Genomic DNA, 25,285 nt, shown 5'->3' on the forward strand with positions numbered 1-25,285 from the left:
GGCCAGATTAAGGTTCCAGGGGACAAGTCCATCTCCCACCGTGCTCTGATGCTGGGATCCCTGGCGGAAGGGGAAACGGTCATCCAGGGTCTGTCATTAGGGGAAGATCCCCACAGCACAGCGGCTTGCTTTCGGGCTTTGGGAGTCGAGATCCCTGAGCTCAACAGCGAGTGTGTGCGCATCCGGGGAGTGGGTTTGGATCGCCTACAGGAGCCGGCAGATGTCTTGGATGCCGGCAATTCCGGCACCACCTTGCGCCTGATGTTGGGGATCCTGGCTGGCCAGCGGGGGCGCTTTTTTGCCGTCACTGGGGATCGCTCCCTGCGCTCGCGGCCTATGGGGCGGGTGGTGGAGCCGCTGCGGCAGATGGGGGCTCAGATCTGGGGGCGGGCGGGGGGCAACCTGGCACCTCTGGCTGTGCAGGGGGGATCCTTAAAGGGGATCCACTACCACTCGCCTGTGGCCTCGGCCCAGGTAAAGTCCTGCCTGCTGCTGGCGGGCCTGTTGGCAGAAGGCACCACTCAGGTTACGGAGCCGGCCCTTTCCCGCGACCACTCGGAGCGGATGTTGCGGGCCTTCGGAGCCGAGATCCAGGTCGATGTGGCGACAAAAACCGTGGCGGTGGTGGGGGGATCCCGCCTGGTGGGCCAGACGGTGCAGGTGCCCGGGGACATCAGCTCGGCAGCCTTCTGGTTGGTGGCGGGCTCGATTGTGCCCGAGAGCGAATTGCTGCTAGAGGGTGTGGGCCTCAACCCCACCCGCACCGGGCTGCTGCAGGTGCTGCAGGAGATGGGGGCCGACATTCAAGTGGAGAACCAGCGGGAAGTGACCGGCGAGCCTCTGGGGGATCTGCGCGTGCGCTCGGCCCGTTTGCGAGGCTGTAGCATCGGCGGCGAGCTGATTCCCACCCTAATCGACGAGATCCCGGTTTTGGCGGTGGCAGCAGCCTTTGCCGAAGGAACTACGGTCATTCGCGATGCAGCGGAATTGCGGGTAAAAGAAAGTGACCGCTTGGCGGCCATCGCTCAGGAACTCAGCCGCATGGGTGCCCAGGTAACCGAATATCCCGACGGCCTGGAAATCAAAGGAGGGATCCCCTTGCAGGGAGCAGAGGTGGACAGCCACGCCGACCACCGCATCGCCATGAGCTTGATGGTAGCTGCCCTGGCCGCCCAGGGATCCACCACCCTCAGCGGTGCCGACTGCGCCCGCATCTCCTACCCCGACTTCATTCCCACCCTGCAGCGGCTGACCAACCCTTCATTAGCGTCTTAAGACAACTTTTGCCGATGTCCGACCAGCCTATTGCCATCGAACACCTCTGCTTTCGAGTCCCCCCCGGCGGCCAGGTGGCTTTCCTTCGGGAAGACGAGCGGATCTGGGGAGCTGCCCTGCGCCAACAGCCGGGTTTTCTGGGCAAGGAAGTCTGGCTTGACGCCGAGGATCCCGAACTTGTTCACCTCATCATTCGCTGGGCTAGCCGCGCCGCCTGGAAAGCTTTCCCCCCAGAGCAGGCGGAAGCCTTGGATCGGCAGATGCAGCCCTTCTACGTGCGCCTGGAGCAAGCCAAAGAATACCAGCTCTGGCAGCCCAACCTCCTAGGAGAGGAACCGGCCAGCTAAGAAGCCTCAAAGCCCACCTCGGCAGCCGTTGAGTCCGTCCTAGCAGAGGCTGCCGCCCGCTCTTGTTCCACCAGCTCCCGCAAGCTGGGCATGGTTACCGCCAGAGCTCCCTCGCGCCGCTGCAGCCCAGCCTCAAAGGTTTCCGGGGTCACGATCCCACCGGAGATGAGCATCTTAAAAGCATCCTCCACCGGCATGAACACCTCCACCACCTGATCTTCTGGCACGATCGCATACCAGCCGGTGGTTGGGTTGGGAGTGGTGGGGATAAACACGCTAAGGGAACGCTGGGGCCCGCCCAGTCGGATGGGAGTTTGAATGCTGCCCGTCACAAAAGCCAAAGCCCAGATCCCTGGCCGGGGGTATTCTACCAGCACCACCCGCCGAAACCCCTGGTTGTTGGGAGCAAATAAGACACTAAGCAATTGCTTTAGGGTTTTGTACACCAGCCCCGCCACTGGGATGGCATGGAGCAGCTGCTCGCTTAGGTTGAGCAGCCACTGGCCGACAATGTTGCGGGCCATGAAGCCAATCAGCAAAATAAGCAAGATTGGCGTCAGCAAGCCCACCGCCAGGTTGATGAGGTTAACCAGGATGGGGTGCAGCCCTTGGATGGGGTTAAACGGCTTAGGAATGCTGGTCAGAAAACCGATGCTCCAGGTGGCCACTTCCACCATCAGCCAAATGGTGGTTGCTAGAGGAATCACCACCAGCAATCCCGCCACGAAGTAGTTTTTAAGATGCTGTTTCCACTGAGAAACCATGGTGAGGTCGTCCTGTCAAGTCAAACAGCTGAGTGCAGCGGGCCAATGCAGGTGAAGCTTGCAGGTGGCAATCATGATACCCCCCTTATGCCTCACCTCATAATAGGCATCGACCGCACTTTGCTGGCCAAAGGCGCAAAGCCCCCGATTTTGCCTTGGGCTGATAATGCTATCTTAGGCCGATATAAAATTTTGTAAAGGCAGGGATCCCCCAGCGGCTTGGTGGCCAGGGCTGAGGGTGGCTTCCCCCTTCTGCTACATCTTGTGTGGGAGGCGCCATGGCGGAGTCAGATTGGTTAGAGCACACCTGTCAGGTGGAGGTGCCGGTTCCCATTGAACAGGTTTGGGAGCTGTGGTCCAACCTGGCCCTCATGCCGCGTTGGATGCAGTGGATTCGCTCGGTGGAATTGCTGGATCACGACCTATCGCGGTGGACGCTTGCTACGCGCGGCTTTACCTTCAGTTGGATCTCCCGCACCCACACAGTGGTGAAACACCAACGCATCGCCTGGCAATCGGTGGAAGGGCTGCCCAATCGGGGGGCGCTGCGGTTTTATGATCGCAAGGGTAGTACCATTGTGAAGCTGTCAGTGGCCTACAAGATTCCAGGCATTCTGGGCAAAATTCTAGATGGCCTGTTTGTGGGTAAGGTAGTGGAAAGCACCATCCAAGCGGACTTGGAGCGCTTCAAAGCCTATGCCTTGGAGCAGGCGAGGTTAAGCTCTGACAGCGCCTCGGCCAGCTAGCTCCGCCTGGTTGGGCAAGCTGTCTTCTTGGCTTCTTGCTTGACCACTCTCGCTGCGGCAAAGATTTGAACATGCCCGATCCCCCTCCTCAGCCTCTTGTTGCCTCTTCTTCTCAGCCTGTTGACAACCGCAACATTCGCTTTTCTCTAGAGCGGGGCGAGCTGGACTTGGATCAGCTTCTGCTGCTATTGAACCGCAATGCCTTTTGGGCGCAAAACCGCCGTCGGGAAGAGATGGAGCGGGCCATTGCCCACAGCCATCCGGTGGTCAGCGCCTGGGACGGGGAGCGCCTGATTGGCTTTGGCCGCGCCACCTCCGATGGAGTTTACCGGGCCGTCCTCTGGGATATTGTGGTGGATTCCGACTACCGCCGCCAGGGCATTGGGCGCAAGCTGGTGGAAACCCTAATTAGCCATCCCCACCTGCAGTCGGTGGAGCGCATCTACGTGTTCACCACCCATCAGCGCGGCTTTTACGAGCGGATTGGTTTTGTGGAAAACCCCAGCACCACTTTGGTTCTCTATGGGCGATCGCTGGAGTTTTTAATCCCAGCCGCCAAACAGGAGCAGGTCTAATCCCCGAGGCAAGGGGGGACAGGGGTCTGGCTTGGCCTCGAGGGGAGGACGCGCTAGCCTGAGCAAAAAAGGTGAGAGGGTTTACCTATGGCCAATCGCCTCGCCACGTGTTCTAGCCTCTACCTGCGCAAGCACGCCAATAATCCAGTGGATTGGTGGCCTTGGATCCCGGAGGCCCTGGAGAAAGCCCGGGCTGAGGATAAGCCGATTTTTCTGTCTATTGGCTACTCCAGTTGCCACTGGTGCACGGTCATGGAGGGAGAGGCCTTCTCGGACCCCGAGATTGCCGCTTTCTTGAATGCCCACTTTTTGCCCATCAAGGTCGATCGCGAGGAGCGGCCCGATCTGGACAGCATCTACATGCAGGCGCTGCAACTCATGAGCGGGCAGGGAGGGTGGCCTCTCAATGTCTTTCTCACACCCAATGACCTGGTGCCGTTTTATGCAGGCACCTATTTTCCCGTGAAGCCCCGCTTTGGCCGGCCAGGGTTTCTAACGGTGCTGCAGCGCGTCCTGCAGTTTTACCGGCAGGAAAAAGAAAAAATTGCGGAGATGAAGGGCCAGATTTTGACGGCCCTGACCACCCTCAGCGACCTAGTGCCAGAAGACCATATTCCACCCGACTTACTGCGCTCCGGGATCGCCAAGATCCAGCCCTTGCTCACCAACGCTGGGGCGGTGCAGCAGTTCCCCATGATGCCCTATGCCCAGTTGGTGCTGCGCTCGGCCCGCTTCGACCCGCCGGAAGGGATCACTGGCTTGCCGACAGCTCTGGAACGGGCCAAGGAGCGGGCCATGGCCCTAGTGTTGGGTGGGATCTTCGACCATGTGGCCGGTGGCTTTCACCGCTACACCGTGGATCCCACCTGGACGGTGCCCCACTTTGAAAAGATGCTCTACGACAACGGGCAGATCTTGGAGTTCTTGGCAGAGCTGTGGGCCCACGGCATCCGGGACGCTGCCATCGAGCGGGCGGTGCGCCTGACGGTGGAGTGGGTGGCGCGGGAGATGACAGCTCCTGCTGGGTATTTCTATGCGGCCCAGGATGCCGATAGTTTTGCCCGGCGAGAAGATGCGGAGCCCGAGGAGGGGGAGTTCTATGTCTGGCGCTGGCAGGAGCTGCAAGATTTGCTCGATGAAGAAACCTTCCGCGCTCTGCAGCAGGCTTTCTTCCTGTTGCCAGGGGGCAATTTCCCCGACCGGCCCGGCTGCATTGTCCTCCAGCGCCAACAGGGGGGAGAGCTGCCGCCGGAAGTCGAGACCGCCTTGACCACTCATCTGTTTCGGGCTCGCTACGGCTCCACCGAGCGCAGGATCCCCTTCCCGCCGGCAGTAGATGCCCAATCGGCCCGCCAACACCCTTGGCCAGGGCGGATCCCGCCTGTTACGGACACCAAGATGATCGTCTCCTGGAACGGCCTGATGATCTCGGGGCTGGCACGGGCCTACCAGGTGTTTGGCGACGAGGAGTACCTGCAGTTGGCCTTGCGGGCTGCCCAGTTCATCCTTAGCCGCCAGCGCCATCCCGACACGGGATCCCTGCTGCGGTTGAACTACGACGGCACACCCCAGGTGCCTGCCAAATCCGAAGACTACGCCCTCTTCATCAAGGCCCTGTTGGATCTGCACCAGGCCTGCCTAGGTCGAGCAGGGGATCCCACTTCCCAGTACTGGCTGGAGGCTGCCATCCAGTTGCAGCAGGAGATGGACGCGCAACTGTGGGATACGGCCAGGGGAGGTTACTTTGTCAGCGATGCCCAGAGCGCCGCTGAACTCCTGGTGCGGGAGAAAGACTTCCAGGACAGCGCCATGCCGTCAGCCAATGGTGTGGCCATCGCCAACCTGGTGCGTCTGGCTGCCCTCACGGGCGATCTGGACTATCTGGAGCGAGCAGAGCAGGCCCTGAAAACTTTTGCCCACCCTATGAGTACCCAGCCGCGGGTCTGTCCCACTCTATTCCTTGGGCTAGACTGGTACAGCAACTGGGTGAAGGTGACCTTAGGAGCTGAGCACATCCCCACCTTCCAACAGCGCCCCTGGCCCACTGCCGTCTTTACTTTGCCTGCAGAGGCAGAGCCCCTGCCGCCAGGGACGGTGGGCTTGGTGTGTTGGGGCAGCAAGTGCCTGGCCCCGGCCAGCTCGCTGGAACAAATCCAGTCTCAGATCAACAGGGGACAAAACCGCTCCTACTGACTTAGCTTCTTCCTGGATTTTCCACACCAAAGAACTCGATGCGATAGCTGTGGATGCGGGTGCCGGTCTTTTGCTCCACCTCAGCCAGCAACTCCGGCGGCAACTCTACCTCTACGTCGAGAATGCGGTTGCTATCTAGACAATTGACATGGCTGTGGGGGTGGGTACACCTGCCGTAGCGGCGCCCATCAGCGCGATCCAGGCACTCAATGATGTTGTGCCTAGCCAGAGCCTCTAGGTTTTGATAGACGGAAGTGTGGCCAATGGGCTTGCCTTGCCGATTAAGACGGTCGTAGATTTCTCGCGCCGAGAGGTGCTCGCCACATTGCCACAAGAGTTCCAAAATGTAGCGGCGCTGCCGGCTAAGACGAAGATTGCACTCCCGGCATCGCTCTAGCGCAGCTTCCAAAGAATCCACAGGGCGAGGCATGGGAAAACCTCAAGCCATACCGAGTTCGAGATAGCGAATTGCCAATCCAACTTAGCCTAGCATCCGCGATTTGGCTTCTAGAAGCCACCCCAAAGCCTTCAAAAAACTGGCCGTCGACCTCTCCAGGCCGTGGCGCCAACAGCAGCCTGTCCATTTTCTACAATACCGCTGGGGTGTGGAGGAGGAGTTAGGATGAGGCGGCGCAAGCTGCTCCTAGGCTTGTTGGGGTTAGCCGTTAGCAGCGCATGGGCAGGGGCCTACTGGGCCAGTCGGCAGCCCCTGGCTTCTCAGCCAAAGCCGACAAGGGAAGCGCCACCTCTGCTGCCGCAGCCCACCCCTACGGCTGTCCCCCATCCCGAAGCTCCTCGCGGCTTCTACATCCCTCCCCGCCGAGATCTGCGCCTCGTGGTGATTAGTGACCTAAATGGCCTCTACGGCTCGGTGGACTATGACCCAGAGGTGGATCGGGCCATCCGCCTCATCCCCTACTTCCAGCCGGATATCGTCTTGGGAGGAGGGGACATGGTGGCAGGGCAGGATCCCCGCCTTTCCGAAGAGCGCATCCGCGCCATGTGGGCAGCCTTTGACCAACACGTGGCAGCTCCGCTGCGCGCTGCCCAACTGCCCTATGGCTTTACCTTGGGCAACCACGATGCTTCCTGTGCCCGCAACGCCCGCGGTGGTTTTCTCTTTCAAAAGGAACGGGATCTGGCGCGCGAGTTTTGGAACGATCCCGCCCATGATCCCGGCCTGAATTTTGTGGATCGGGGCGATTTCCCCTTCTATTACACCTTTGAAAAAGATGGGGTTTTCTACCTAGTTTGGGATGCTAGCTGCAACTTCATTCCCCCTGAACAGATGGCTTGGGCAGAAGCAGCGCTAGCCAGCGAGCGGGCTCAACAGGCCAAGCTGCGCATCGTCATTGGTCACCTGCCCCTCTATGCCGTTGCCGTCGGGCGCGACAATCCGGGGGAAGTGCTGCTGGATGCTGAGGCCAAGCGAGCTCTGCTGGAAAGGTACCGCGTCCATGTTTACATCAGCGGCCACCACCACGCCTACTATCCTGGCTACAAGGGACAGTTGCAGCTGCTTCACTGTGGCGCTCTCGGCTCTGGGCCCCGCCCCCTGTTGGGCAGCCCCCTGCCACCCCGCAAGACCCTTACCCTCATCGACATTGACTTCGCCTCCCCAGAGATTACCCACTACACAACCTACGACATGCGGGATCTAAGTGTGATTGACCAGGCCCAGCTCCCTCGCTTCCTCACCGGTCACAATGGCTTGGTTCTGCGCCGCGATGTCCGCTGGGATAGCCTTACCCCCGCGGAAATTGCCATCTGCCGGGCTCGTCTTGGATCCCTCTGCCGGGATTAGGCCAGCCAAACAGCACCCGGCTGCTCTAGATTACTGGCTGGCAGGAGAGGCTCATCCTGGAAACTCACTAGGGGATCTATTGAAACTCAAGGCAAGAGCATGGCTTCCTTAAAACGACGGCGGCAATTTTGGCTTGTCAGCTGGATTGCGCTGCTGGCCGGCTTGATGGGATCCCTGCTAGCTGGGGTACAAGCGCAGCAGGATCTCACCCCGACCCAGCTGGCGCAGGCTCAGTACGTGCGCAGTTGCGGCACCTGCCACGTGGCGCTGCCCGCTCAGGTGTTGCCCACCGAAACCTGGCAACGGCTGCTGCAGGATCCCAACCACTACGGCCAGCAGATTCAGCCCTTGACCGGTGTGACTTTCCAACTGGCTTGGGGCTATTTACGGCCCAACTCTCGTCCGCTGCGGCAGGGGGAGCCAGTGCCCTATCGTCTAGCCGAGTCTCGCTACTTCCGGGCTTTGCACCTGCAGGTGGACTTTCCTACCCCAGTGCGAGTAAGTGGCTGTGTGGATTGTCACCCCAAGGCCGAGGCGGGGGATTTCGCCACCCTCTCGCCAAACTGGCAATGAGTATGCAGGTAGACATAACCGCCATTGTGGCCGGCTATGCCCAGGGCTACTTTCTCATGGCCGATGAAGAGACGGGATCCCTGGGGTGGTATGGCTGTAGGCAGCATGCGCTAATCCCTCTGGACGAGCGGTTTCACTGTCCGCGCTCCCTGAGGCCCCTAGTGCGCAGCGGTCGCTTTCAGGTGCGCATCAACAGCGCTTTTGAGCAGGTGGTGGAGGGCTGCGCTGCTCGACCAAAAACCTGGATTAGCTCGGAGTTAAAGCAGATTTACCTAGCTCTGCACCAAGCGGGGTTTGCTCACAGCTTTGAGACCTGGCAGGGAGAAGTTCTCGCAGGCGGGATCCTGGGCATTACCTTGGGGGCGGCTTTCATTGGCGAGTCGATGTTTTACCGCATTCCCAATGGCTCCAAAGTGGCGCTGGTGAAGTTGGTGGAACACCTGCGGGAGCGGGGCTTTCGCCTTTTTGACGCCCAGCTAATGAACCCGCACCTGGCCCGCTTTGGGGCTTTTCTCGTGGATGGCCAAGAGTACCGAAAGCTGTTGCAGCAGTGCCTAGGGATCCCTTGCCGGTTTGACTGATGAGCTGGTGGCCGCAGGTGTATTAACGGGGGCAGCTTGAGCTAGGTTAGAGGTATCGGCCCGCGTTTCCGACATCCCAATGTCCCAGCCTTCGCCGGTTAGCTCCTCGCAGAGCGAGAAGGGATCCTCGCCCAGCTATGTTCGCCTGGCCATGCGCAACATGGTGCGCAAAGGCAGAACCTCTCTCCTGCACTTCAGCTTGACCACGGTGGGGCTAGTGGCTGTGCTGGTGGGTCTGGCCTACCTGTTTCGCTAAGCTCAACGGCGTGGAGGGTGAGCTCAAGGTACCCGCCGCCCTTTGGACTTTGGCCTATGCAAACCTCGCTAGATTGCGCTTCTACCCGTTCCACCATTCGGCTGCTGTTGTTTGCCCAAGGCCGAGCCAACGTCGAAGAACTGGCAGAGCAACTCCGTCGGCACATCCAGAGCTTACCTGGCCAATATCCTGCCCATCTAAAAGTGGTGCCGCTAGAAGAGCACCCCTACCTGGCGGAGCACTACAAGCTGGTGGTGACCCCCGCTTTAGTGAAGGCAGAGCCCTTGCCAGCCCAGGTTTTGGCGGGGGAGGACTTGGCGACGCAACTGGAAGTGTGGTGGCCTCGCTGGCAGGGTCAGGCGGCTCTTGCCTCCCACCAACAAAAGGAGGGTCAGGATCCCACCCCTCCTCCCATCACCGAGGCGCTGCTCCAGCTGTCAGAGGAGGTGTTCTTGCTGCGGCAAGAGCGAGCCCAATTGCGGGAACAGCTGGATTTTAAAGACCGCGTTCTGGCGATGCTGGTTCACGATTTGCGCAGCCCTCTGACGGCTACAGCTCTAGCGGTGGAAACCCTGCAGCAAGCGCGCGAGGGATCCCTGGACAAGGCTCTGGAGCGGCAACTGTTCGAGCACGCCCGCCAGCAGTTGCGCAAGATGGACAGCATGATCACCGACATTCTTGAATCGGCCCGCGGCAGCGCTTCGGAGCTGAGGATCCGGGCGGTAGAAACCCAACTGGCTAGCCTATGCCAGCCGCTTATTGAGGAGCTGCAGCCCCGTATCCAGGCCAAGCAGTTGCAGTTTCAAGTCGATATTCCCCTGGATCTGCCCACGGTTCACGTGGATCCCGACAAAATCCGCCAGGTGATCTTTAACCTCCTGGACAACGCCATCAAGTACACCCCTGCCGGGGGATCTATTCGCCTTGCCATCCTTCACCGCACCAGTCAAAAGATCCAAGTGACTGTCAGCGATACTGGCCCTGGGATCCCTGAAGCTGAGCAAGAGAAGATCTTCTCCGAGGCTGTGCGCCTAGAGCGCGATCAGCAGCAGGAGGGCTACGGCATTGGCCTTTCCCTCTGCCGTCGCATCGTGCGTGCCCACTACGGCCAGATTTGGGTGGAATCTATCCCAGGTAAGGGCAGCAGTTTTCATTTCACCCTGCCGGTCTATCGCCTCAGTGGGCACTAGCTGGCCCCCGCTAAAAATTGGTCAAAACTAGGGCGGCCGCACGAGGAGTACCGTGTGATGGTGTGAATAAAGCCGTTATCGGCTTCAGTACCCGCCTGGATACTGAAACCTATGGGCAACTGGGGGCGAGGTTGTGGCCTAGCGTCCTGGGTCAGGGATGGCGGTCGATACCGATTACTTGCTGCTGCCTGGTGGGGACACCGGCAGAGCTGGGATAAACTAGTGCCGGCGTTGCTCCCTAGGTATGACCCGCTTCCTGCACAGCGCTGAGCCGAAAGTGCCCCCCCGGGCAAGCTGGAAACAGCGCCTACAGCAAATCTTGTCGCCTTGGCAGGAGTTTGACGGCATTTTGCTAGCTACGGTGCTGACCTTGACGGGCATCGGCATCATTGCCATCCGCAGCGCGGTCTGGGGGCGCCCCGTCAGCCATTACTGGCTGCAGCAGTTGATCATGGCTGGCATCGGCCTGGTGCTCTTGGGGATGGTGGCCCGGATCCCCTATGAGCGGTTGTTGCGCTGGCACTGGTTGACCTACTTCCTAAGCTTGGCGGGCTTGATTGCGGTGCTTTTTTTCGGCACAGCAGCAGGGGGAGCCGAGCGGTGGATCTCCATTGCCGGCGTTCAGGTGCAACCGTCCGAGTTTGCCAAGGTGGGGGTCATTATTACCCTGGCGGCCATTTTGCATCACTGGCCAATCAGGTACTTCAGCCAGATTTGGGTAGCTGTTGCCGTCGTCGCCCCTCCTTGGATTTTGATCTTTCTTCAGCCCAATTTGGGTACGGCCCTGGTGTTTGTGGCTATCTTGCTAGCCATGCTCTACTGGGCTGGAGCCAAGGGCAGTTGGATCCTCTTGCTGGTGTCGCCAGGGGTGGGAGCCATTCTCTACGGCCTGCACACCCGCCCCGAGCTGAGTTGGATGATCTGGGTTTGGTTACTCTGGTGTCTGGGCATGGCAAGCCTAGCCGCTTGGAAGCTGCCTTGGCGGTGGACAGGGGCAGTGACCTTTGGTGTCATTAACCTGCTCTCGGGGCAGCTAGGCCAGGTGGCCTGGAACCTGCTCAAGCCCTACCAGCGGCGGCGGCTGGAGATCTTCCTCGACCCTACCCAAGAGCCCTGGGGATCTGGCTACCACCTCATCCAGTCTCGCATTGCCATTGGCGCTGGCGGGCTCTGGGGCCGCGGCCTCCACCAGGGCACCCAAACCCAACTGGACTTCATCCCCGAGCAACATACCGACTTCATTTTCTCCGCCATCGGGGAAGAGATGGGCTTTGTCGGCACCTTGACGGTGTTGATCCTGCTTTGGATTCTGTGTGCACGGCTAATTTGGATTGCCCAAGGAGCTAAGGACAACTTCGGGTCTCTGATCGCCATTGGGGTGCTGGCGATGATCCTCTTTCAGGCAGTGATCAACATCGGCATGACCGTTGGCCTAGCTCCCATTACGGGGTTGCCTTTGCCTTTTTTAAGCTATGGCCGCTCGGCTTTGCTAGCCAACTTTCTGGCCATTGGCCTGGTGGAATCGGTGGTTCTGCACCGCCAACCCCCTAGCCTTTTCAGGAAAAAGTAACCTAGCCGTCGCGAGGGAGGACAAAGCCCCAGTAAGCTGCTGCCAACACTAAGATGGGGACAGCAAATCCTAGAAGCTGAGCTGCCCATGCCCAATCTGGATCCCGCCCTGTACTTCGATCACAGTGCTACTACCCCGCCGCGTCCGGAGGTGATCGAGGCCATGCGGCTGGCGATGCAGGAAAGTTGGGGCAACCCCTCCAGCTTGCACGGGTGGGGAGAACGGGCTGCCATGGCCATGGAACGGGCGCGGCAGCAGGTGGCTGGGCTGCTCAACTGTGAGCCGGAGGCCCTGGTGTTTACTTCCGGCGGGACGGAGTCTAACAACTTGGCCTTATTTGGGGTGGCGCAGCGCTACTCCCAGCCGCAGCACCTAATCATCTCGAGCGTTGAGCATGCCTCGGTGGAGAATGCCGCCCGCCGCTTGCAGGCCCAGGGCTGGCAGGTGACCCGCCTGCCGGTAAATGCTGCCGGCCAGGTGGATCCCCAAGCGTTGCTCCAGGCGCTCCAGCCCAACACCGTTTTGGTCTCCGTTGTCCATGGTCAGAACGAGGTGGGATCCCTGCAGCCCATTGCCGAGCTGGGGCAGATCTGCCGCCAAGCGGGGGTCCTGTTCCACACCGACGCGGTGCAGACGGTGGGGCGGATCCCCTTGGATCTGGCGCAGCTGCCGGTGGATCTGCTCTCCCTTTCTGGGCACAAGCTCTATGGCCCTCAAGGGGTGGGAGCGCTCTATGTCCGGCCAGGAGTAGAGCTGCAGCCGCTGCTAGGGGGGGGCGGGCAAGAACGGCGGCTGCGGCCCGGCACCCAAGGGATCCCTGCCATTGTCGGTCTAGGGGTGGCGGCGGCCCTGGCAGCCCAAGAGCTGCAGCAGGAGACGGCCCGCCTGCGACAGCTGCAACGGCACTTGGCACAATTACTAGCTGCCGTGCCCAGTTTGCGGCTAACTGGCCCTGCGGAGCTGGAGCAACGACTGCCCCACCACCTCAGTTACTGCACTACCGCGATTTCGGGGAACGTGCTGGTGCGGGAGATGAGCCGCCAGGGGATCGCTATCAGTGCCGGCTCTGCCTGCAGCAGCGGCCAACAGATCCCTAGCCGCATTCTCCTAGCCATGGGCTATTCTGAAGCCGAGGCCCTCGGGTCTATTCGCCTTAGCCTTGGCAGAGCCACCACTCAAGCAGCAGTTGAGCAAGTGGCCCAATCGCTGCGGGCGGTGCTCCTTTCTGTTTCCGAGCCAGCTCCCCAACCCCTTCCTGAATTGGCGGCTAGGTTAAGGTGATAGAGAGTCACAAGACTGGTCGCCATGGCTGAGATGAGTCCCTATCAAGTGCTGGGGGTCAGTGAAGAAGCCTCTTTTGAGGAGATCCAGTCGGCGCGGGCACGGCTTCTGGCCAGCTTGGCTGCCGATGAAGAGCAGCAAGAGCGGGTGGAACAAGCCTACGACGCCATTCTGATGCAGCGCCTGCGCCTGCGCAAAGAGGGCAAGATCCCTGTCCCGGATCGCATTCGCTACGCTGAACAGCGTCCTGCTCCTCCCGAGCCAGCGTTGAATTTACCCCGCCCCGTCCAGAAGAGTCGCTGGCTGGACACTCCTTCGGTAGCCGCTGTCCTTTGGCCGGCAGCGATTTTGGGAGGGTTGTTGGGTTGGGTTGTCCTCTCCCCTGAAGAGTATCCCTCCCTACAACTAGCGCTGGGGCTGATGACCTCTACCTATTTCCTGTACCGCAAGGAACGCCGCTTCCTTCGCTCTTTCCTCCTAGCGCTGGCAGCCTTGATCCTGGGGCTGGCGTTGGCCTATGCCCTTGCTTTGCCCCTTACTGGCGGCGATGCTCCTGGCATCCTGTTGGTGGGGATGACGTTTGGGTTGATGTGGCTGGTAACCAGCTTTTTGCGCTAGTGCCGCCTAAAGGAGCTCTCATCCCTCACCTTTTTCCAGAAGTGGGGGTTTTCTCATTTGCCAAATCGTCGCTGGCGCGACTGGTAGCTGAGCAGAGCCTGGTGAAAAGCAGCGCGGTCAAAATCTGGCCAAAGGATGGGGGTGAAGTACTGCTCAGTGTAGGCCATCTGCCAGAGCAAGAAGTTACTGAGGCGCATCTCGCCACTGGTGCGGATTAACAAGTCAGGGTCCGAGAGGCCGTTGGTGTAGAGAAACTGGGAGAAAAGGGCCTCGTCGATCTGATCCGGCTGCAGCAGTCCCTGCTGAACCAGGGTGGCAATGGAGCGGCAAGCCTCCAGAATCTCTTGCCTTCCTCCGTAGTTGAGAGCCACCGTCAAGCAAAGGCTCTCGTTGTGCTGGGTACACTCCACTGCCTGCCCAATGGCCTCCTGCAAAGAGGGGGGCAGGGCTGATAGCTGGCCAGCAAACTGGAGGCGCACCCCTTGCTCCATCATTTCCTCGAGCTCTTGCCACAGCACCTGCTCGAACAAGGTCATGAGAAAATCCACCTCTTCGCGGGCGCGGCCCCAGTTCTCAGTGGAGAAGGCGTAGACGGTCAGAAGGGGGATCCCCCAGTCGTGGCAGCAGCGAACCAGCTCCTTCAAGGCCGCCACCCCCCGCTGATGGCCGACGCTGCGAGGAAGCCCTCGCTTTTGCGCCCACCGCCCGTTGCCATCCATCACCACGGCCACGTGGCGGGGTAACAACTGCGGATCGAGATCGGCAGGCAACTGCAGAAGATGAGCAGGAGAAAGGGTCATGGAGGTTATCCTTTGGGAAGCGTTTTCTTAGGTTTGCGAAAGCGTTTTGCCAGTTCAATCAGGGATCTCCCCCAGCCCAACAGTCCGTTACAAACCCAAGGGTGGATCCCCAGTTTCCCCAGAGGAGCCTCTCGTTTTTTGGCTTGGCGGGAATGGCGTAGCCGCTCCAGCAGCAGCTCCTGTAACCTGGCACTGGTCAGGGGGCGCTCGATGCGTCCACCCTCTGCTAGAGAAATGGAGCCAGTTTCCTCTGAAACCACGATACACAAGCAATTGGCTTGCTCGGTAATCCCCATGGCGGCGCGGTGTCGTGTGCCCAGGTGCCTCCCAGCAGGCCGCTCCGAGACTGGCAGGATTACCCCTGCTGCCCGAATGCGATCCCGATGGATAAGAACTGCCCCGTCGTGGAGCAAGGTCGAGGTCTGAAAAATCGTCTGCAAGAGTTCCCGCGATACTCGTGCCTGAAGGGAGACCCCCTTGTCCGTAAACACCCGCGAGTCAATGGGCTGATCCGGCTCAATCACAATCAGAGCCCCCGTTCGACTTTGGGAGAGCTCCCGCACCGCTTGCACCACCTCCTCCACCAAGCCCTCCTCAGAATCTTCCTCCTCCTCGTCTGGCGAATCTGACCACTCCAGGGGAATGGTCTTTGCCAACTGCTCCAAGAGCTGCCGAAGCTCCGGCTGAAAGAGCACCCCCATGGCCACGGCCGCAGCCAGGAGCAGGCGATCCAAGATGAGGTGCACCAGCGGCAGCGAGGCTGAGGCCAGGTAAAGTACCAACAGTACCGTAAATCCCCGCAGTAGGACACCAGCCCGGCTCTTGCGGGTGGAATAGAGGGCCAAAGCCAGTAGCAGGACAGCCAGAGCCCCGTCCAAGAGGCTGAGAGGGTTAAATTGCTGTAGCCAAGCCCATAAGGCCGCCCGCATGCCGAAAAACCCCGTTCACGCTCCCCTCGTGCTCCAGACCTTCTGCCTGCGCTGTCCTGCAGTGAGAATCTTGCTGGACTTTGGCTCCCTGACCAGCCTACCATTGCTCTCCTCCCTGGCCTCCAGCTCTTCCCTGTTGAGACCAGCGGGCTAGATCCCCCTTGGCAGGTTGGGGCAGCCCCCTAGCGCCGTAACTGCTCTGGTAGGATATCCAGACGGATTAAATCGGCATAAGTTTCCCGCCGCAGGATTAACTGGGCCTTCCCTTGGTTAACCAGCACCGCTGCTGGCCGAGGAAAGCGGTTGTAGTTGGAGGCCATGCTGTAGTTGTAGGCCCCAGTGGCCAACACAACTAGGACTTCGCCGGGCGCTGGGTTGGGCAAAAGCACATCTTTCAAGAGCACATCTCCCGACTCGCAGTGTTTGCCGGCCACTGTCACCCGCTGGGTGGCCTCGGCCTCGGGGCGGTTGGCCAAGAGGGCGGTGTAGCGGGCCCCGTAGGTGATAGGCCGGGGGTTGTCGGACATGCCGCCGTCGATGGTGACGTAGAGGCGGCCTTCGGGAAGGTCGTCGCTGGGCGGGATCCACTTCTTGCCCCCCAAGGTATAGGCGGTTACCGCCGCTGGCCCAACCACAGAGCGCCCAGGCTCGCAGAGCACCTTGGGCAGTGGGATCCCGGCGGCGGTGAAACTCTGCTGCACTGCCGTGGCCACCGCTTCCACCCACTCGGAGATGGATGGGGGATCGTCGGACTCGACGTAGCGGATCCCCAGGCCGCCGCCCACATTGAGCTCCTGAAGGGGCAGACCTCTGTCTAGCCCTTGCTGCCAAATGCGGGCCAGCACTCCTGCCAGATCCCGGTGTCCTTGCAGGTCAAAAATCTGAGACCCAATGTGGGCGTGGAGCCCGACGCAGTGCAGTTGGGGATGGGCTGCCAGAAAATCAAACACCTCCGGCAGTTGCCATTGGCCAATGCCGAATTTGCTGTCGGTTTGGCCGGTGCGGATGTACTCGTGGGTGTGGACGTCAATGCCAGGGTTAACCCGCACCAACAGACGGGCCGGCCGGTCAGGGGTGGCCAGAGCGGCCAGCTGCTGCAGCTCGTGGAGGCTATCTGCCACCAGAGTGCAGCCTACCTCAAGGGCCATGGCTAGCTCCTCTGCCGACTTGGCGTTGCCGTGCAGGTAGAGATCTTCCCCCTTGGCCCCTGCTTGCAGGGCGGTGTACAGCTCGCCGCCAGAGGCCACGTCTAGACCTAGCCCTTCTTGCAGCGCCAAGGCGCAGATGGCCAGGCAGCTCCAGGCTTTGGTGGCATACAACACCCGATAGCTGCCGGCGTAGCAGCGGGCCCAGCTGTCGCGATAGAGACGGCAGGCCTGCCGCAGGGTCCATTCGTCCAGGATGTAGAGGGGGGAGCCAAACTGGCGCACGAGCTCCACCACGTCACAGCCGCCAATTTCCAGGTGGCCCTGGCTGTTGACGCGGCTGGTTAACGGCTGCAGCGACTGGTTGGGAGAAACCACAGAAGGGGGCGTGCCGAGGGTTGAAACCATAGTTGCCAGCTAAAAGACTGTCTTCCACCCTACCAAGTTTTCTCTCCAGTTTGGCCTCGGGGAGATCCCCTCTACCCCCCTGGGCAGAGATTGCTCCTGGGCATTAGTCTCTTTTTTCTGCTACCATGGAGGACCAGCGTCTATGGGTCGATGCCCGAGTGGTTAAAGGGGGCGGACTGTAAATCCGCTGGCTTACGCCTACGTTGGTTCGAATCCAACTCGGCCCACCATGCCGCCCACGTAGCTCAGTGGCAGAGCACCCCCTTGGTAAGGGGGAGGTCACGAGTTCAATCCTCGTCGTGGGCTTAGGCGCAAGCCCCAAGTTCTGCGGCTTGGGGTTTCTCTTCCCCAGGCTTGGCAATCTCGCCGCTGAGGGAAAAGGCCCGCGTGGCGGTGATGCGCACTGGCACCAGAGATCCCAGCAGTTGTTCAGGATCGCCGTCGAAGAAAACGATGCGGTTGCCGCGGGTACGTCCCATAGCTTGGCGAGGATTTTTGGGGTTGGGGCCCTCCACCAGCACCTCCTGCACCTGGCCCAGCAGTCGAGCGCTGCGGGCGGCAGCCACCTCGGCCACCAGGCGGTTGAGTCGTTGCAGGCGATCGCTTTTTTCCTCTTCCGGCACTTGGTCGGGCCACTCGGCTGCTGGCGTGCCAGGGCGGGGGGAGTAGGCAGCGGTATTGAGGAAATCGAAGCCGATATCCTTCACCAGTTGCAGGGTTTCCTGGAACTGGGCCTCTGTTTCGCCGGGGAAGCCAACGATGGCATCGGCGCTAATGGTGGCTTCAGGTATGTACTGGCGGATGAGCTGGATGAGCTGGCGGTAGCGCTCCTGGGTATAGCCGCGCCGCATCCGCCTGAGGACTTCGTCGCTGCCCGCCTGGAAGGGAATGTGGAAGTGCTCGCACACCTTAGGCAGCTCGGCACAGGTGGCAATGAGCTCTTCCGTGAAGTAGCGCGGGTGGCTGGTGGCAAAGCGGATCCGCTCGATCCCTTCCACTGAGTGGACAAAGCGCAGCAAGCTGGCCAAGTTGGTCTTGGGATCCAGATCCCGCCCGTAGGCGTCGATGTTTTGCCCCAGTAGGGTTACCTCGCGGTAGCCAGCTCGGGCTACGTCCTCCATCTCGGCGCGGATGGCCTGGGGTTGGCGCGATTGCTCCCGTCCCCGCACCAGCGGCACAATGCAGTAGGTGCAGCGCTCGTTGCAGCCGTAGATAACGTTAATCCAGGCTGTTACCCGGCTGTCGCGGCGGGGTTTGGTGATGTCTTCTGGGATCTCGACGGGCTCAGTGGCCACCACTTGGTTGCCGGCCTCCACCTGGGCCAGCAGATCCCCAAGGCGGTTGACGTACTGAGGGCCCATGACTAGATCGAGCTCGGGGACGCGGCGCAGCAGCCGCTCTCCCTCCTGCTGGGCCACGCAGCCGGCCACGATGAGCTTGATAGCGGGGTTTTTCCGCTTGCGCTGCGCCTGGATGCCTAGGTAGGAATACACCTTTTGCTCAGCGTTGTCGCGGATGGTGCAAGTATTAAAGAGAACCAAGTCCGCCTGCAGCGCGTCTTCGGCACGCACATACCCCAGCGACTCCAGGATCCCGGCCATGCGCTCGCTGTCGGCCCGATTCATTTGACAGCCGAAGGTGATGATGGAGTAGGTGGGAGCAGCCATGGGAAGACCAGAAGACAGGGCAAGCAATCTCTACCTTTGAGCTTAGCGGATCCTTAAGTGAAGCAGTGGCGGCAACTCCAAGGGTTCCCTCGACCCCTCGGGGCGGCCCAAGCTGGGGCTGGCTTTGCCAAAGCAGTGCTCCCCAGGGGACTAGCCGCCGATCCTCAGTCCGGCATGAGGGCGTGAACCTGCTTGCTGCCATTGGGGTAGAGCAGGGCGCGCTTGGGGCCGTGGATGGGATCCTCGACAATGATGGTCTCGTCGCGGCTGGCCCCCAGCGAGACAATGGCAATCGGCACCTGCATCAACTGGGCCAAAAACTTCAGGTAGTCGTAGGCTTCGGGGGGCAAGTCCTCAACGGAGCGGCAGCCTTTGGTGGAGCACCTCCAGCCGGGCAGGGTTTTGTAGATGGGTTTGCACTGGGCAAAGACCCGAGCGTCACTGGGAAAGTGGTGGATCTCACGGCCCTGGTACTCGTAGGCCACACACACCTTGATTTCGTCCAGAGCATCCAGGACATCCAGCTTGGTGATGGCCAGGCAGTCGAGGCCGTTGATGCGCACAGCGTAGCGCCCGATGACGCCATCAAACCACCCACAGCGCCGCTGCCGCCCGGTAGTGGTGCCGACTTCGCCGCCGGCAGATTGCAAATAGGCGCCAATCTCGTCTTTCAGTTCGGTGGGGAAGGGGCCTTCGCCGACGCGGGTGGTGTAAGCCTTGGCTACCCCGATCACCCGGTCGATGCTGGTGGGGCCAACTCCAGCCCCCACGCAGGCGCCGCCAGCAATGGGATGGGAGGAGGTGACGTAGGGGTAGGTGCCATAGTCAATGTCCAGCAGCGTACCCTGCGCCCCCTCAAAGAGGATGTTCTGCCGCTCCTCGATGGCTTGGGTGAGAAGCAGGGCGGCGTCGGTAACATAGGGGCGCAGCCGCTCGGCATAGGCCAGGTATTGTTCGATAATCGGCTCGGGATCCAGGGGGGGCAGGTTGTAGATCTTCTCCAGCAAAACATTCTTGTAGGGAATGGCCCAACTGAGGCGCTCCCGCAGTTGGTCGGGGTACATCAAGTCCACGACGCGGATGCCCATGCGCTCGGCCTTGTCGGCATAGGTGGGGCCAATGCCTCGCCCAGTGGTGCCCAGCTTGTAGATGCCGCGCCGCTCTTCTTCGGCCACGTCGATGAGGCGGTGGTAGGGCAAGGTTACGTGGGCCGTTTCGGCAATGTAGAGGTTGTGGGTGGAGATCCCCAGTTGGTGCAGCTGGTCGATCTCGGCCAGCAAGACTTCGGGATCGATCACCGTGCCGCTGGCGATGACACAGCGCTTATCGGGGTAGAGAATGCCAGAGGGAATGAGGTGCAACTTAAAGGTCTGGCCCCCCACCACCACGGTGTGGCCGGCGTTGACGCCGCCTTGGTAGCGGACGACCACATGGGCTTTTTCACTGAGGAGGTCGGTAATTTTCCCTTTTCCCTCGTCGCCCCACTGGGCACCAACAACTACAACGTTTGCCAAAGGCTTCTCCCCCAGTCGGTAATGTAAACAGCACAAAAACCCCTCTTCCGGGGCCGCTGCACTAATTTACCCCATTGCTCCGGCTGGTGTTGAGGGCCTTTGACAAAAAGGTTAACAATCGATTAACTTTTTGCTCTCTCAACTCCCCGGCTTGAACAGGCCAATGGCGGTAACCCGGTTAGAGCCCACCGCAAAGGCAAAAGACAGGCCGAGGGCGTCGTAGTTGACATAGTAGCGGTCGTCGCGCAGGTATTCCCGGCTCCCTTTGGGATAGGGCACGACCTCGTTGTAGCCATTTTCCCCGGGGCCGCCGTAGGTGGCAATGACTTCCGAGTAGGTGGAGCCGATGCGGATCCCTTCGCCAGTCATGGCTTCGGGGTGGGTGGTGTAGATGCGGTCGGCAAAAAAGCTATTGAGGACGCCCGGACGGCGGTAGGCAAAGAGGATGTAGTCCTGCAAGTAGAAGATCTTCAGGTCGCTGTTGGGCTGAAAGACGTTGGCCCGTGACTCGGCGGGGATGAGATCCACGTTGCCCAAAAGGTGGGTATCGACGTTGCGGGTATCCATGCCCAGGACAAAGCGACCGACGCGACCCTCTTGAACCAGGACGGTGGGGCGGGGCGGGGGGCTGGGCTGGCGGGGGGGTAGGGCCAGGGCCTCTAGAGCGGCTTTTAGCCAAGCGTCCTCATCTCCCTCTACCTTTTGCAGGGGCACCAAGCCCTGGGCTAAGGAGCGTCCATCGCCGGTCTTCCAGGTGGCCACGGCCAGCTCCACCGCTGCGCCAGAAGGAAGGGCAAAGAAGCGGGTCTGCCGCTCGCTGCCTTGGGCGGTCTGTCCCACAATAACGGTGTTGCCGCTAGCTCCCAACTGAGCTGCCAGGAGGGTGGCCCCCTGGCGGGTGTTGCTGTCGACAAGGACGACCAAGGGGATCCCGGCAGCTAGCGGCAGGTTTTCGCTGTTCCAGCGGGTGGACTGACCAAAGCGGTCTTCGGTAACCAGCAGCGGTTGCACGGAGCGAGGCAAAAATAGGCGCGCCACATCCGCTATCACTTGCGGGTCATAGCCCACCGACCCGCGCAGGTCGAGGACAATGCCCTGGCTGTAATCCTGAGTGTAGAGGGCTTGGCGGATCTGCTGGGCAGTGGCAGGGGTGAGCTCCGGCACCGCTAAGTAAACCTGGCGCGGGCCAATCTGACGTGCCTGGAGAGGTGGGCGAGGACGGCTGAGCAGGTCCCTAAAGCTTTGCGGATCCCAGAAGCGATCGGCGGGATCCCCGTATTCGCGCAGGATCTCTCGAATCAGCTCGTACTCGACTTCGATAGGCGGGCGGGGATCCCTGTAGGTGCGGGTCAACAGGCGGCTGTAGAGGTCGTTGTAGTTGACCGCAGCAGCTTGCTTGCCCGCTTGCCAAGACTCGTTGATGAACAACTTCACCAGGTAGCGCAGATCCTGGCCCATTGGCGGGGAAGCGGCCGGTATCCTGGAAGCAGGGGACACCTCTGGGGACGGAGGAACTGGATCGACTCTCGGCTCCTCAACAGAGGGGACGACCGGCACCGGCGGCAAGCCTGGCTGCCCTATCACTTTGCCAGGAAGGGCTCCGCTGAGCGCCACGACCGTGCCCCACACCCGAATTGCCCGCGCAAACCCCTTCATGGTGGCCTGCCCTTGTTTGCAGATGCTGTGAATAGGATAAACTCTGGGCAATCTGCTCCACCCCTGTCGGCAGGGCCAAATGCTTGTTTTTGAAGCCATTAAGACACTACCAGTTGTTTCCCCTTTTGCGGATCCCTTAGCTCTCGGCAGACCAAATTTTGCGGATGGGCAGGGTGAAGCCGGGGAGCACGTCTTCTCCCGACAAGGTTTCTGGGTCTTCCACTAGCTCCGGCGCCTGTCCTGCCCGGTAGATCATCACCCGCTTGGCCTTGGGATCCAAAAGCCACCCCAAGCGACAGCCGTTGTCCAAGTACTCCTGCATCTTGGCCTGGGCTTGAACCCAAGAATCGGTGGGCGAGAGGATCTCCACCACAAAGTCAGGACACAGGGGCAAGAATCCCCGGCGGGTCTGGGGATCCAGAGCCTCCCACTTTTCCAGCGGGATCCAGGCCAGGTCAGGAGAGCGGTCGCTGCCTGAAGGCAGAGAAAACCCCGTGGAAGAATCAAAGGCTTTGCCTCGACCTGATTGGCGGTTCCAGACATAGACTGCCCCCGCAATTTCAAAGTTGAGGTTGCCAATTTCACCTCCGGTTGGAGACATAATCACCAGCTCTCCCTGGGCGGTGCGCTCCAGCTTTAGCTCAGGATTGGCCGCACACAGCCGGATAAAATCCTCCCGCGTCAGAGTCATCAAAGGGCTGAGATTGAGTGTTAAGACCGTCATGGCAGGAACTGGACACTCCCATGCAAAACTTTGTCCGGGCTTGAGGATGGATCCCTGCTGCAATACCTGAGGCGCACCTCTTCTGTGTGCCTGTCAAGCACCATTCTCAGAGCACAAAACCAGTTGGTGGCAAGCTCGTTGAAGTGGGCCAGCGCTGCTTCGGCAAGGGATCCCTCTGCACCCCAACGGAGGTATCGCACCAGGGTATCGGCGACCATGACCTGCACTTCAGTGCCATTGGGCAGTTGACCGACAACATTGCCTGCAAATACGGCGGGTGTTAGCGGATTGGGATCCCTGGCTGAGACTTCAGCCAGAGCATAGTTTTCGGCAACAACGACTGCGCCGGTTTACACCGGGCATAGGTCGAAGAGCTGGCATTCCAAAATCTCCTGGAAGGGGTTACTCTGCTCTCTAGGACAGCCAGTAGCAGTAGCCCAGCCTGCCCGCCCCTAGGAATTCGCCTCTGGGCTAGCGAGTAAATCGGCCTTCTGGAGAAGGTAGCGCACCTCTGCTTGCAGCTCCGGCCACTTGTAGGTAAGCAAATTGGGCTTGGGGATAAACAGCAGCTGATAGCCGGGCTTTAGCTGGGGACAGAGAAGGCGTATGGCCTCCCGTAAGCGACGTCGCAGCCGATTTCGCCGTACCGCCGATTTGTCTACCTTTTTGCTGACCGCCAGCCCCACCTGGCTAGGGATCCCTTCACCTCCTGCCGGCATTGGCTGAAACAGCAGGGTCAAGCCCGCCGTGGAACGCCGCTGACCTGCCTGGTAAAGTGCCTGAAATGCCCGCCGATCCCGCAAGCGATAAGGAGCAGGTAGCATGGTGGCGGCTCCCAGATCCCACCCCAAGTTAACACTTGCTTGTGGCTCTAGCAGGGGAGTTGAGTGCCTCAGCAAGCAGCCAGACGATAACGCCCCTTGGCCCGCCGCCGCTTCAGGACTCGCCGCCCACCTGGGGTGCGCATTCTGGCTCGAAACCCAGAAACACGAATGCGTCTGCGATTGGTGCCACGAAGGGTACGCTGAGGCATGGTGAGAAACTAACTCGCAACTTCAACACAGCCCACCGCGGCTGGCGAGGGGGCAATCCAGTTCACCTAAAGACAGTCACTGAGAAGCCATGCTAGCAAACCTATCGGAAAATGGGTAGATTGGAGGCCCCACGCCAAGCAGTTAAATTGGGAATCCCGAGAGTGGAGGCACTGCTTAGCTCTCGGGGTTTGTGGTGTGTCGCTCTGGGTGTGTGGCGTGGATATCTCCCTAGATCAGCTCTGGGATCAGGCTCTGGGCCATCTACAAGTGCAGCTCAGCCGGCCAACCTTTGAGGCTTGGATCAAAACAGCACGGCCTGAGTCGTTGGTGGGCAACCGCCTCACCATCTCCACTCCCAGCGAATGGGCACGAGGCTGGCTGCAGAAGCACTATGCCTCTACCATCACCGAGGTGGTGCAGCGGGTAGCAGGGATCCCTTTGCAGGTAGAGTTTTCCGTTGCTCCCCAAGCCTTGGCTGCGGAAGAGCCTCCTTCGACAGTTGAGAGGCCAAGCTCCTACTGCGCTGGCAGTTTCCCGGATTCTGTTCCTCGGGGGCTGGAGGGGGGCAGCAGCTTACCTATGCGGGCACCAGAGCTCAACCCCAAGTATTCCTTCTCGCGGTTTGTGGTCGGCCCCAACAACCGCATGGCCCATGCTGCAGCCCTGGCCGTGGCTGACAAGCCGGGGCGGGCCTACAACCCTCTGTTTCTCTGCGGTGGGGTAGGGCTAGGCAAAACTCACCTGATGCAGGCAATCGGCCACTACCAGCTAGAGGCCAATCCCCGGGCTAAGGTCTTCTACGTGTCCACCGAGCGCTTTACCAACGATCTCATCGACGCCATCCGGCGGGACAGTATGCAGTCTTTTCGGGAGCAGTACCGAGATGTGGATATTTTGTTGGTGGACGACATCCAATTTATTGAAGGCAAAGAGTACACCCAGGAGGAGTTTTTTCACACCTTTAATACCCTCCATGAATCGGGCAAGCAGATTGTGCTGGCCGCCGACCGCTCCCCTCATCTAATCCCGCGGCTGCAGGAGCGACTCTGTTCTCGGTTTTCAATGGGCTTGATTGCAGAAATTCAGCCGCCCGACATCGAGACCCGTATGGCCATCCTCAAGAAAAAAGCTGAGTATGAGGGGATGAGCTTGCCGCTGGAGGTCATCGAATATATTGCCACCACCTACACCAGCAACATCCGCGAGCTGGAGGGTGCCCTCATCCGGGCCGTTGCCTACGTCTCCATTTCTGGCTTGCCGATGAGTGTAGAGACGATTCGGCCCATCCTCAACCCTCCCAGCGAACCCAAGGAAATTACTCCCGATATGATTGTTGATGTAGTCTGTGAGGAATTTGGCATCGACCAAGAGAGCCTATTGGGATCTTCCCGCAGGCGGGACGTCAGTCATGCACGTCAAATTGCCATGTTTTTGATGCGCCAACATACCCGTCTCAGCTTGCCCAAAATTGGCGACTACTTTGGTGGAAAAGATCACACCACCGTTCTCTATAGCTGTGAAAAAATTAGTCAGTTGCAGCGGGAAGATTTGCAACTTGAGCGGCAACTGCAAAACCTGTCGCAGCGGCTGCGGATCATGGCCAACAGCCGAAACAAATAGTTTTCGGCCAGGTGG

The 25,285-nt window shown here is 60.2% G+C and carries 26 protein-coding genes and 2 tRNA genes; 17 read left to right on the top strand and 11 right to left on the bottom strand.

All coding sequences use genetic code 11. The features are described 5' to 3' along the window. The coding region (gene aroA, locus NW807_RS08195) for a 3-phosphoshikimate 1-carboxyvinyltransferase (protein WP_414425798.1) at positions 1 to 1,275 on the top strand (1,275 nt) is incomplete at its 5' end. A gap of 14 nt (positions 1,276 to 1,289) precedes the next feature. Next, the gene (locus NW807_RS08200; protein ID WP_414425799.1) at positions 1,290 to 1,622 is read left to right on the top strand and encodes a TIGR03792 family protein; all 333 of its coding nucleotides are present in this window, start codon (positions 1,290 to 1,292) and stop codon (positions 1,620 to 1,622) included. Here the strand turns inward: NW807_RS08200 and NW807_RS08205 are convergent. After that, the gene (locus NW807_RS08205) at positions 1,619 to 2,386 is read right to left on the bottom strand and encodes a DUF502 domain-containing protein (RefSeq protein ID WP_414393761.1); all 768 of its coding nucleotides are present in this window, start codon (positions 2,384 to 2,386) and stop codon (positions 1,619 to 1,621) included. The genes NW807_RS08200 and NW807_RS08205 overlap by 4 nt on opposite strands. A gap of 278 nt (positions 2,387 to 2,664) precedes the next feature. Between NW807_RS08205 and NW807_RS08210 the strand changes: the two genes are divergently transcribed. From NW807_RS08210 to NW807_RS08220, 3 genes are all read left to right on the top strand, one after another. Next, positions 2,665 to 3,132, top strand: a complete 468-nt coding sequence (locus tag NW807_RS08210; protein WP_414425800.1) for an SRPBCC family protein — start codon at positions 2,665 to 2,667, stop codon at positions 3,130 to 3,132. Positions 3,133 to 3,203: 71 nt separating this feature from the next. Next, positions 3,204 to 3,707, top strand: a complete 504-nt coding sequence (locus NW807_RS08215) for a GNAT family N-acetyltransferase (RefSeq protein ID WP_414405317.1) — start codon at positions 3,204 to 3,206, stop codon at positions 3,705 to 3,707. Between the two features lie 87 nt (positions 3,708 to 3,794). Beyond that, a complete protein-coding gene (locus NW807_RS08220; protein WP_414425801.1) occupies positions 3,795 to 5,900 on the top strand; it encodes a thioredoxin domain-containing protein in 2,106 nt (701 codons plus the stop codon). 1 nt (position 5,901) lies between these two features. Here the strand turns inward: NW807_RS08220 and NW807_RS08225 are convergent, their stop codons facing one another. Next, positions 5,902 to 6,330, bottom strand: a complete 429-nt coding sequence (locus NW807_RS08225) for a Fur family transcriptional regulator (protein WP_414405319.1) — start codon at positions 6,328 to 6,330, stop codon at positions 5,902 to 5,904. Between the two features lie 192 nt (positions 6,331 to 6,522). Between NW807_RS08225 and NW807_RS08230 the strand changes: the two genes are divergently transcribed. The 8 genes from NW807_RS08230 to NW807_RS08265 all read left to right on the top strand — a co-directional run bounded on the left by NW807_RS08230 (position 6,523) and on the right by NW807_RS08265 (position 13,773). Next, a complete protein-coding gene (locus NW807_RS08230) occupies positions 6,523 to 7,704 on the top strand; it encodes a metallophosphoesterase family protein (protein WP_414425802.1) in 1,182 nt (393 codons plus the stop codon). 99 nt (positions 7,705 to 7,803) lie between these two features. After that, the gene (locus NW807_RS08235) at positions 7,804 to 8,277 is read left to right on the top strand and encodes a hypothetical protein (RefSeq protein ID WP_414393749.1); all 474 of its coding nucleotides are present in this window, start codon (positions 7,804 to 7,806) and stop codon (positions 8,275 to 8,277) included. Between the two features lie 2 nt (positions 8,278 to 8,279). Beyond that, positions 8,280 to 8,858 carry a leucyl/phenylalanyl-tRNA--protein transferase gene (gene aat / locus NW807_RS08240; protein WP_414393747.1) on the top strand — a complete coding sequence of 193 codons (579 nt, stop codon included), beginning with the start codon at positions 8,280 to 8,282 and terminating at the stop codon, positions 8,856 to 8,858. Positions 8,859 to 8,937: 79 nt separating this feature from the next. Next, on the top strand, positions 8,938 to 9,114 hold the full coding sequence (locus NW807_RS08245) for a DUF3285 domain-containing protein (RefSeq protein WP_414393745.1): 177 nt from the start codon (positions 8,938 to 8,940) through the stop codon (positions 9,112 to 9,114). Between the two features lie 56 nt (positions 9,115 to 9,170). Then, positions 9,171 to 10,304: a histidine kinase gene (locus tag NW807_RS08250; protein ID WP_414393744.1), complete on the top strand. Its 1,134-nt coding sequence runs from the start codon at positions 9,171 to 9,173 to the stop codon at positions 10,302 to 10,304. A gap of 244 nt (positions 10,305 to 10,548) precedes the next feature. Next, positions 10,549 to 11,874, top strand: coding sequence for a rod shape-determining protein RodA (gene rodA, locus NW807_RS08255; protein ID WP_414410502.1), 1,326 nt, complete (start codon positions 10,549 to 10,551; stop codon positions 11,872 to 11,874). A gap of 87 nt (positions 11,875 to 11,961) precedes the next feature. Then, a complete protein-coding gene (locus NW807_RS08260) occupies positions 11,962 to 13,155 on the top strand; it encodes a cysteine desulfurase family protein (protein WP_414405323.1) in 1,194 nt (397 codons plus the stop codon). A 33-nt stretch (positions 13,156 to 13,188) separates the two neighbouring features. After that, positions 13,189 to 13,773 carry a CPP1-like family protein gene (locus NW807_RS08265; RefSeq protein ID WP_414405324.1) on the top strand — a complete coding sequence of 195 codons (585 nt, stop codon included), beginning with the start codon at positions 13,189 to 13,191 and terminating at the stop codon, positions 13,771 to 13,773. A gap of 53 nt (positions 13,774 to 13,826) precedes the next feature. Here the strand turns inward: NW807_RS08265 and NW807_RS08270 are convergent, their stop codons facing one another. The 3 genes from NW807_RS08270 to lysA form a co-directional block, all read right to left on the bottom strand. Continuing rightward, entirely contained in the window at positions 13,827 to 14,573 is a 747-nt protein-coding gene (locus NW807_RS08270) for an isoprenyl transferase (protein WP_414393735.1), read from the bottom strand. Between the two features lie 5 nt (positions 14,574 to 14,578). Continuing rightward, positions 14,579 to 15,502 (bottom strand): diadenylate cyclase CdaA, encoded by a 924-nt coding sequence (gene cdaA, locus NW807_RS08275; protein WP_414393732.1) that lies wholly within the window; start codon positions 15,500 to 15,502, stop codon positions 14,579 to 14,581. Between the two features lie 182 nt (positions 15,503 to 15,684). Next, a complete protein-coding gene (gene lysA / locus NW807_RS08280; protein ID WP_414393729.1) occupies positions 15,685 to 17,055 on the bottom strand; it encodes a diaminopimelate decarboxylase in 1,371 nt (456 codons plus the stop codon). Between the two features lie 144 nt (positions 17,056 to 17,199). On the opposite strand from lysA, the gene NW807_RS08285 reads away from it, so the two are divergent. Together NW807_RS08285 and NW807_RS08290 are read left to right on the top strand one after the other, a co-directional pair. Continuing rightward, positions 17,200 to 17,285: transfer RNA gene (locus tag NW807_RS08285), tRNA-Tyr, on the top strand. 4 nt (positions 17,286 to 17,289) lie between these two features. Continuing rightward, a tRNA-Thr gene (locus NW807_RS08290) sits at positions 17,290 to 17,361 on the top strand. Here the strand turns inward: NW807_RS08290 and miaB are convergent. The 4 genes from miaB to NW807_RS08310 form a co-directional block, all read right to left on the bottom strand. Next, positions 17,361 to 18,722: a tRNA (N6-isopentenyl adenosine(37)-C2)-methylthiotransferase MiaB gene (gene miaB, locus NW807_RS08295; protein WP_414393726.1), complete on the bottom strand. Its 1,362-nt coding sequence runs from the start codon at positions 18,720 to 18,722 to the stop codon at positions 17,361 to 17,363. The genes NW807_RS08290 and miaB overlap by 1 nt on opposite strands. A gap of 164 nt (positions 18,723 to 18,886) precedes the next feature. Further along, complete coding sequence (locus NW807_RS08300; protein ID WP_414393723.1) at positions 18,887 to 20,236, bottom strand: adenylosuccinate synthase; 1,350 nt, start codon at positions 20,234 to 20,236, stop codon at positions 18,887 to 18,889. 138 nt (positions 20,237 to 20,374) lie between these two features. Next, positions 20,375 to 21,892, bottom strand: a complete 1,518-nt coding sequence (locus NW807_RS08305; RefSeq protein ID WP_414425803.1) for a S41 family peptidase — start codon at positions 21,890 to 21,892, stop codon at positions 20,375 to 20,377. Positions 21,893 to 22,028: 136 nt separating this feature from the next. Beyond that, the gene (locus NW807_RS08310) at positions 22,029 to 22,616 is read right to left on the bottom strand and encodes a Uma2 family endonuclease (protein WP_414393719.1); all 588 of its coding nucleotides are present in this window, start codon (positions 22,614 to 22,616) and stop codon (positions 22,029 to 22,031) included. A 143-nt stretch (positions 22,617 to 22,759) separates the two neighbouring features. Between NW807_RS08310 and NW807_RS08315 the strand changes: the two genes are divergently transcribed. Then, complete coding sequence (locus tag NW807_RS08315) at positions 22,760 to 22,900, top strand: hypothetical protein (RefSeq protein WP_414419991.1); 141 nt, start codon at positions 22,760 to 22,762, stop codon at positions 22,898 to 22,900. A gap of 168 nt (positions 22,901 to 23,068) precedes the next feature. Here the strand turns inward: NW807_RS08315 and rnpA are convergent, their stop codons facing one another. Next, a complete protein-coding gene (rnpA, locus tag NW807_RS08320; protein ID WP_414393714.1) occupies positions 23,069 to 23,440 on the bottom strand; it encodes a ribonuclease P protein component in 372 nt (123 codons plus the stop codon). A 68-nt stretch (positions 23,441 to 23,508) separates the two neighbouring features. Further along, on the bottom strand, positions 23,509 to 23,649 hold the full coding sequence (rpmH, locus tag NW807_RS08325) for a 50S ribosomal protein L34 (protein WP_414393711.1): 141 nt from the start codon (positions 23,647 to 23,649) through the stop codon (positions 23,509 to 23,511). Positions 23,650 to 23,866: 217 nt separating this feature from the next. On the opposite strand from rpmH, the gene dnaA reads away from it, so the two are divergent. Continuing rightward, complete coding sequence (dnaA, locus tag NW807_RS08330; protein WP_414425871.1) at positions 23,867 to 25,270, top strand: chromosomal replication initiator protein DnaA; 1,404 nt, start codon at positions 23,867 to 23,869, stop codon at positions 25,268 to 25,270. Positions 25,271 to 25,285 lie beyond the last annotated feature (15 nt).

It is taken from the genome of Synechococcus sp. R70.1, assembly GCF_047461675.1.
In the GTDB taxonomy this organism is placed as follows: Bacteria; Cyanobacteriota; Cyanobacteriia; order Thermostichales; family Thermostichaceae; genus Thermostichus.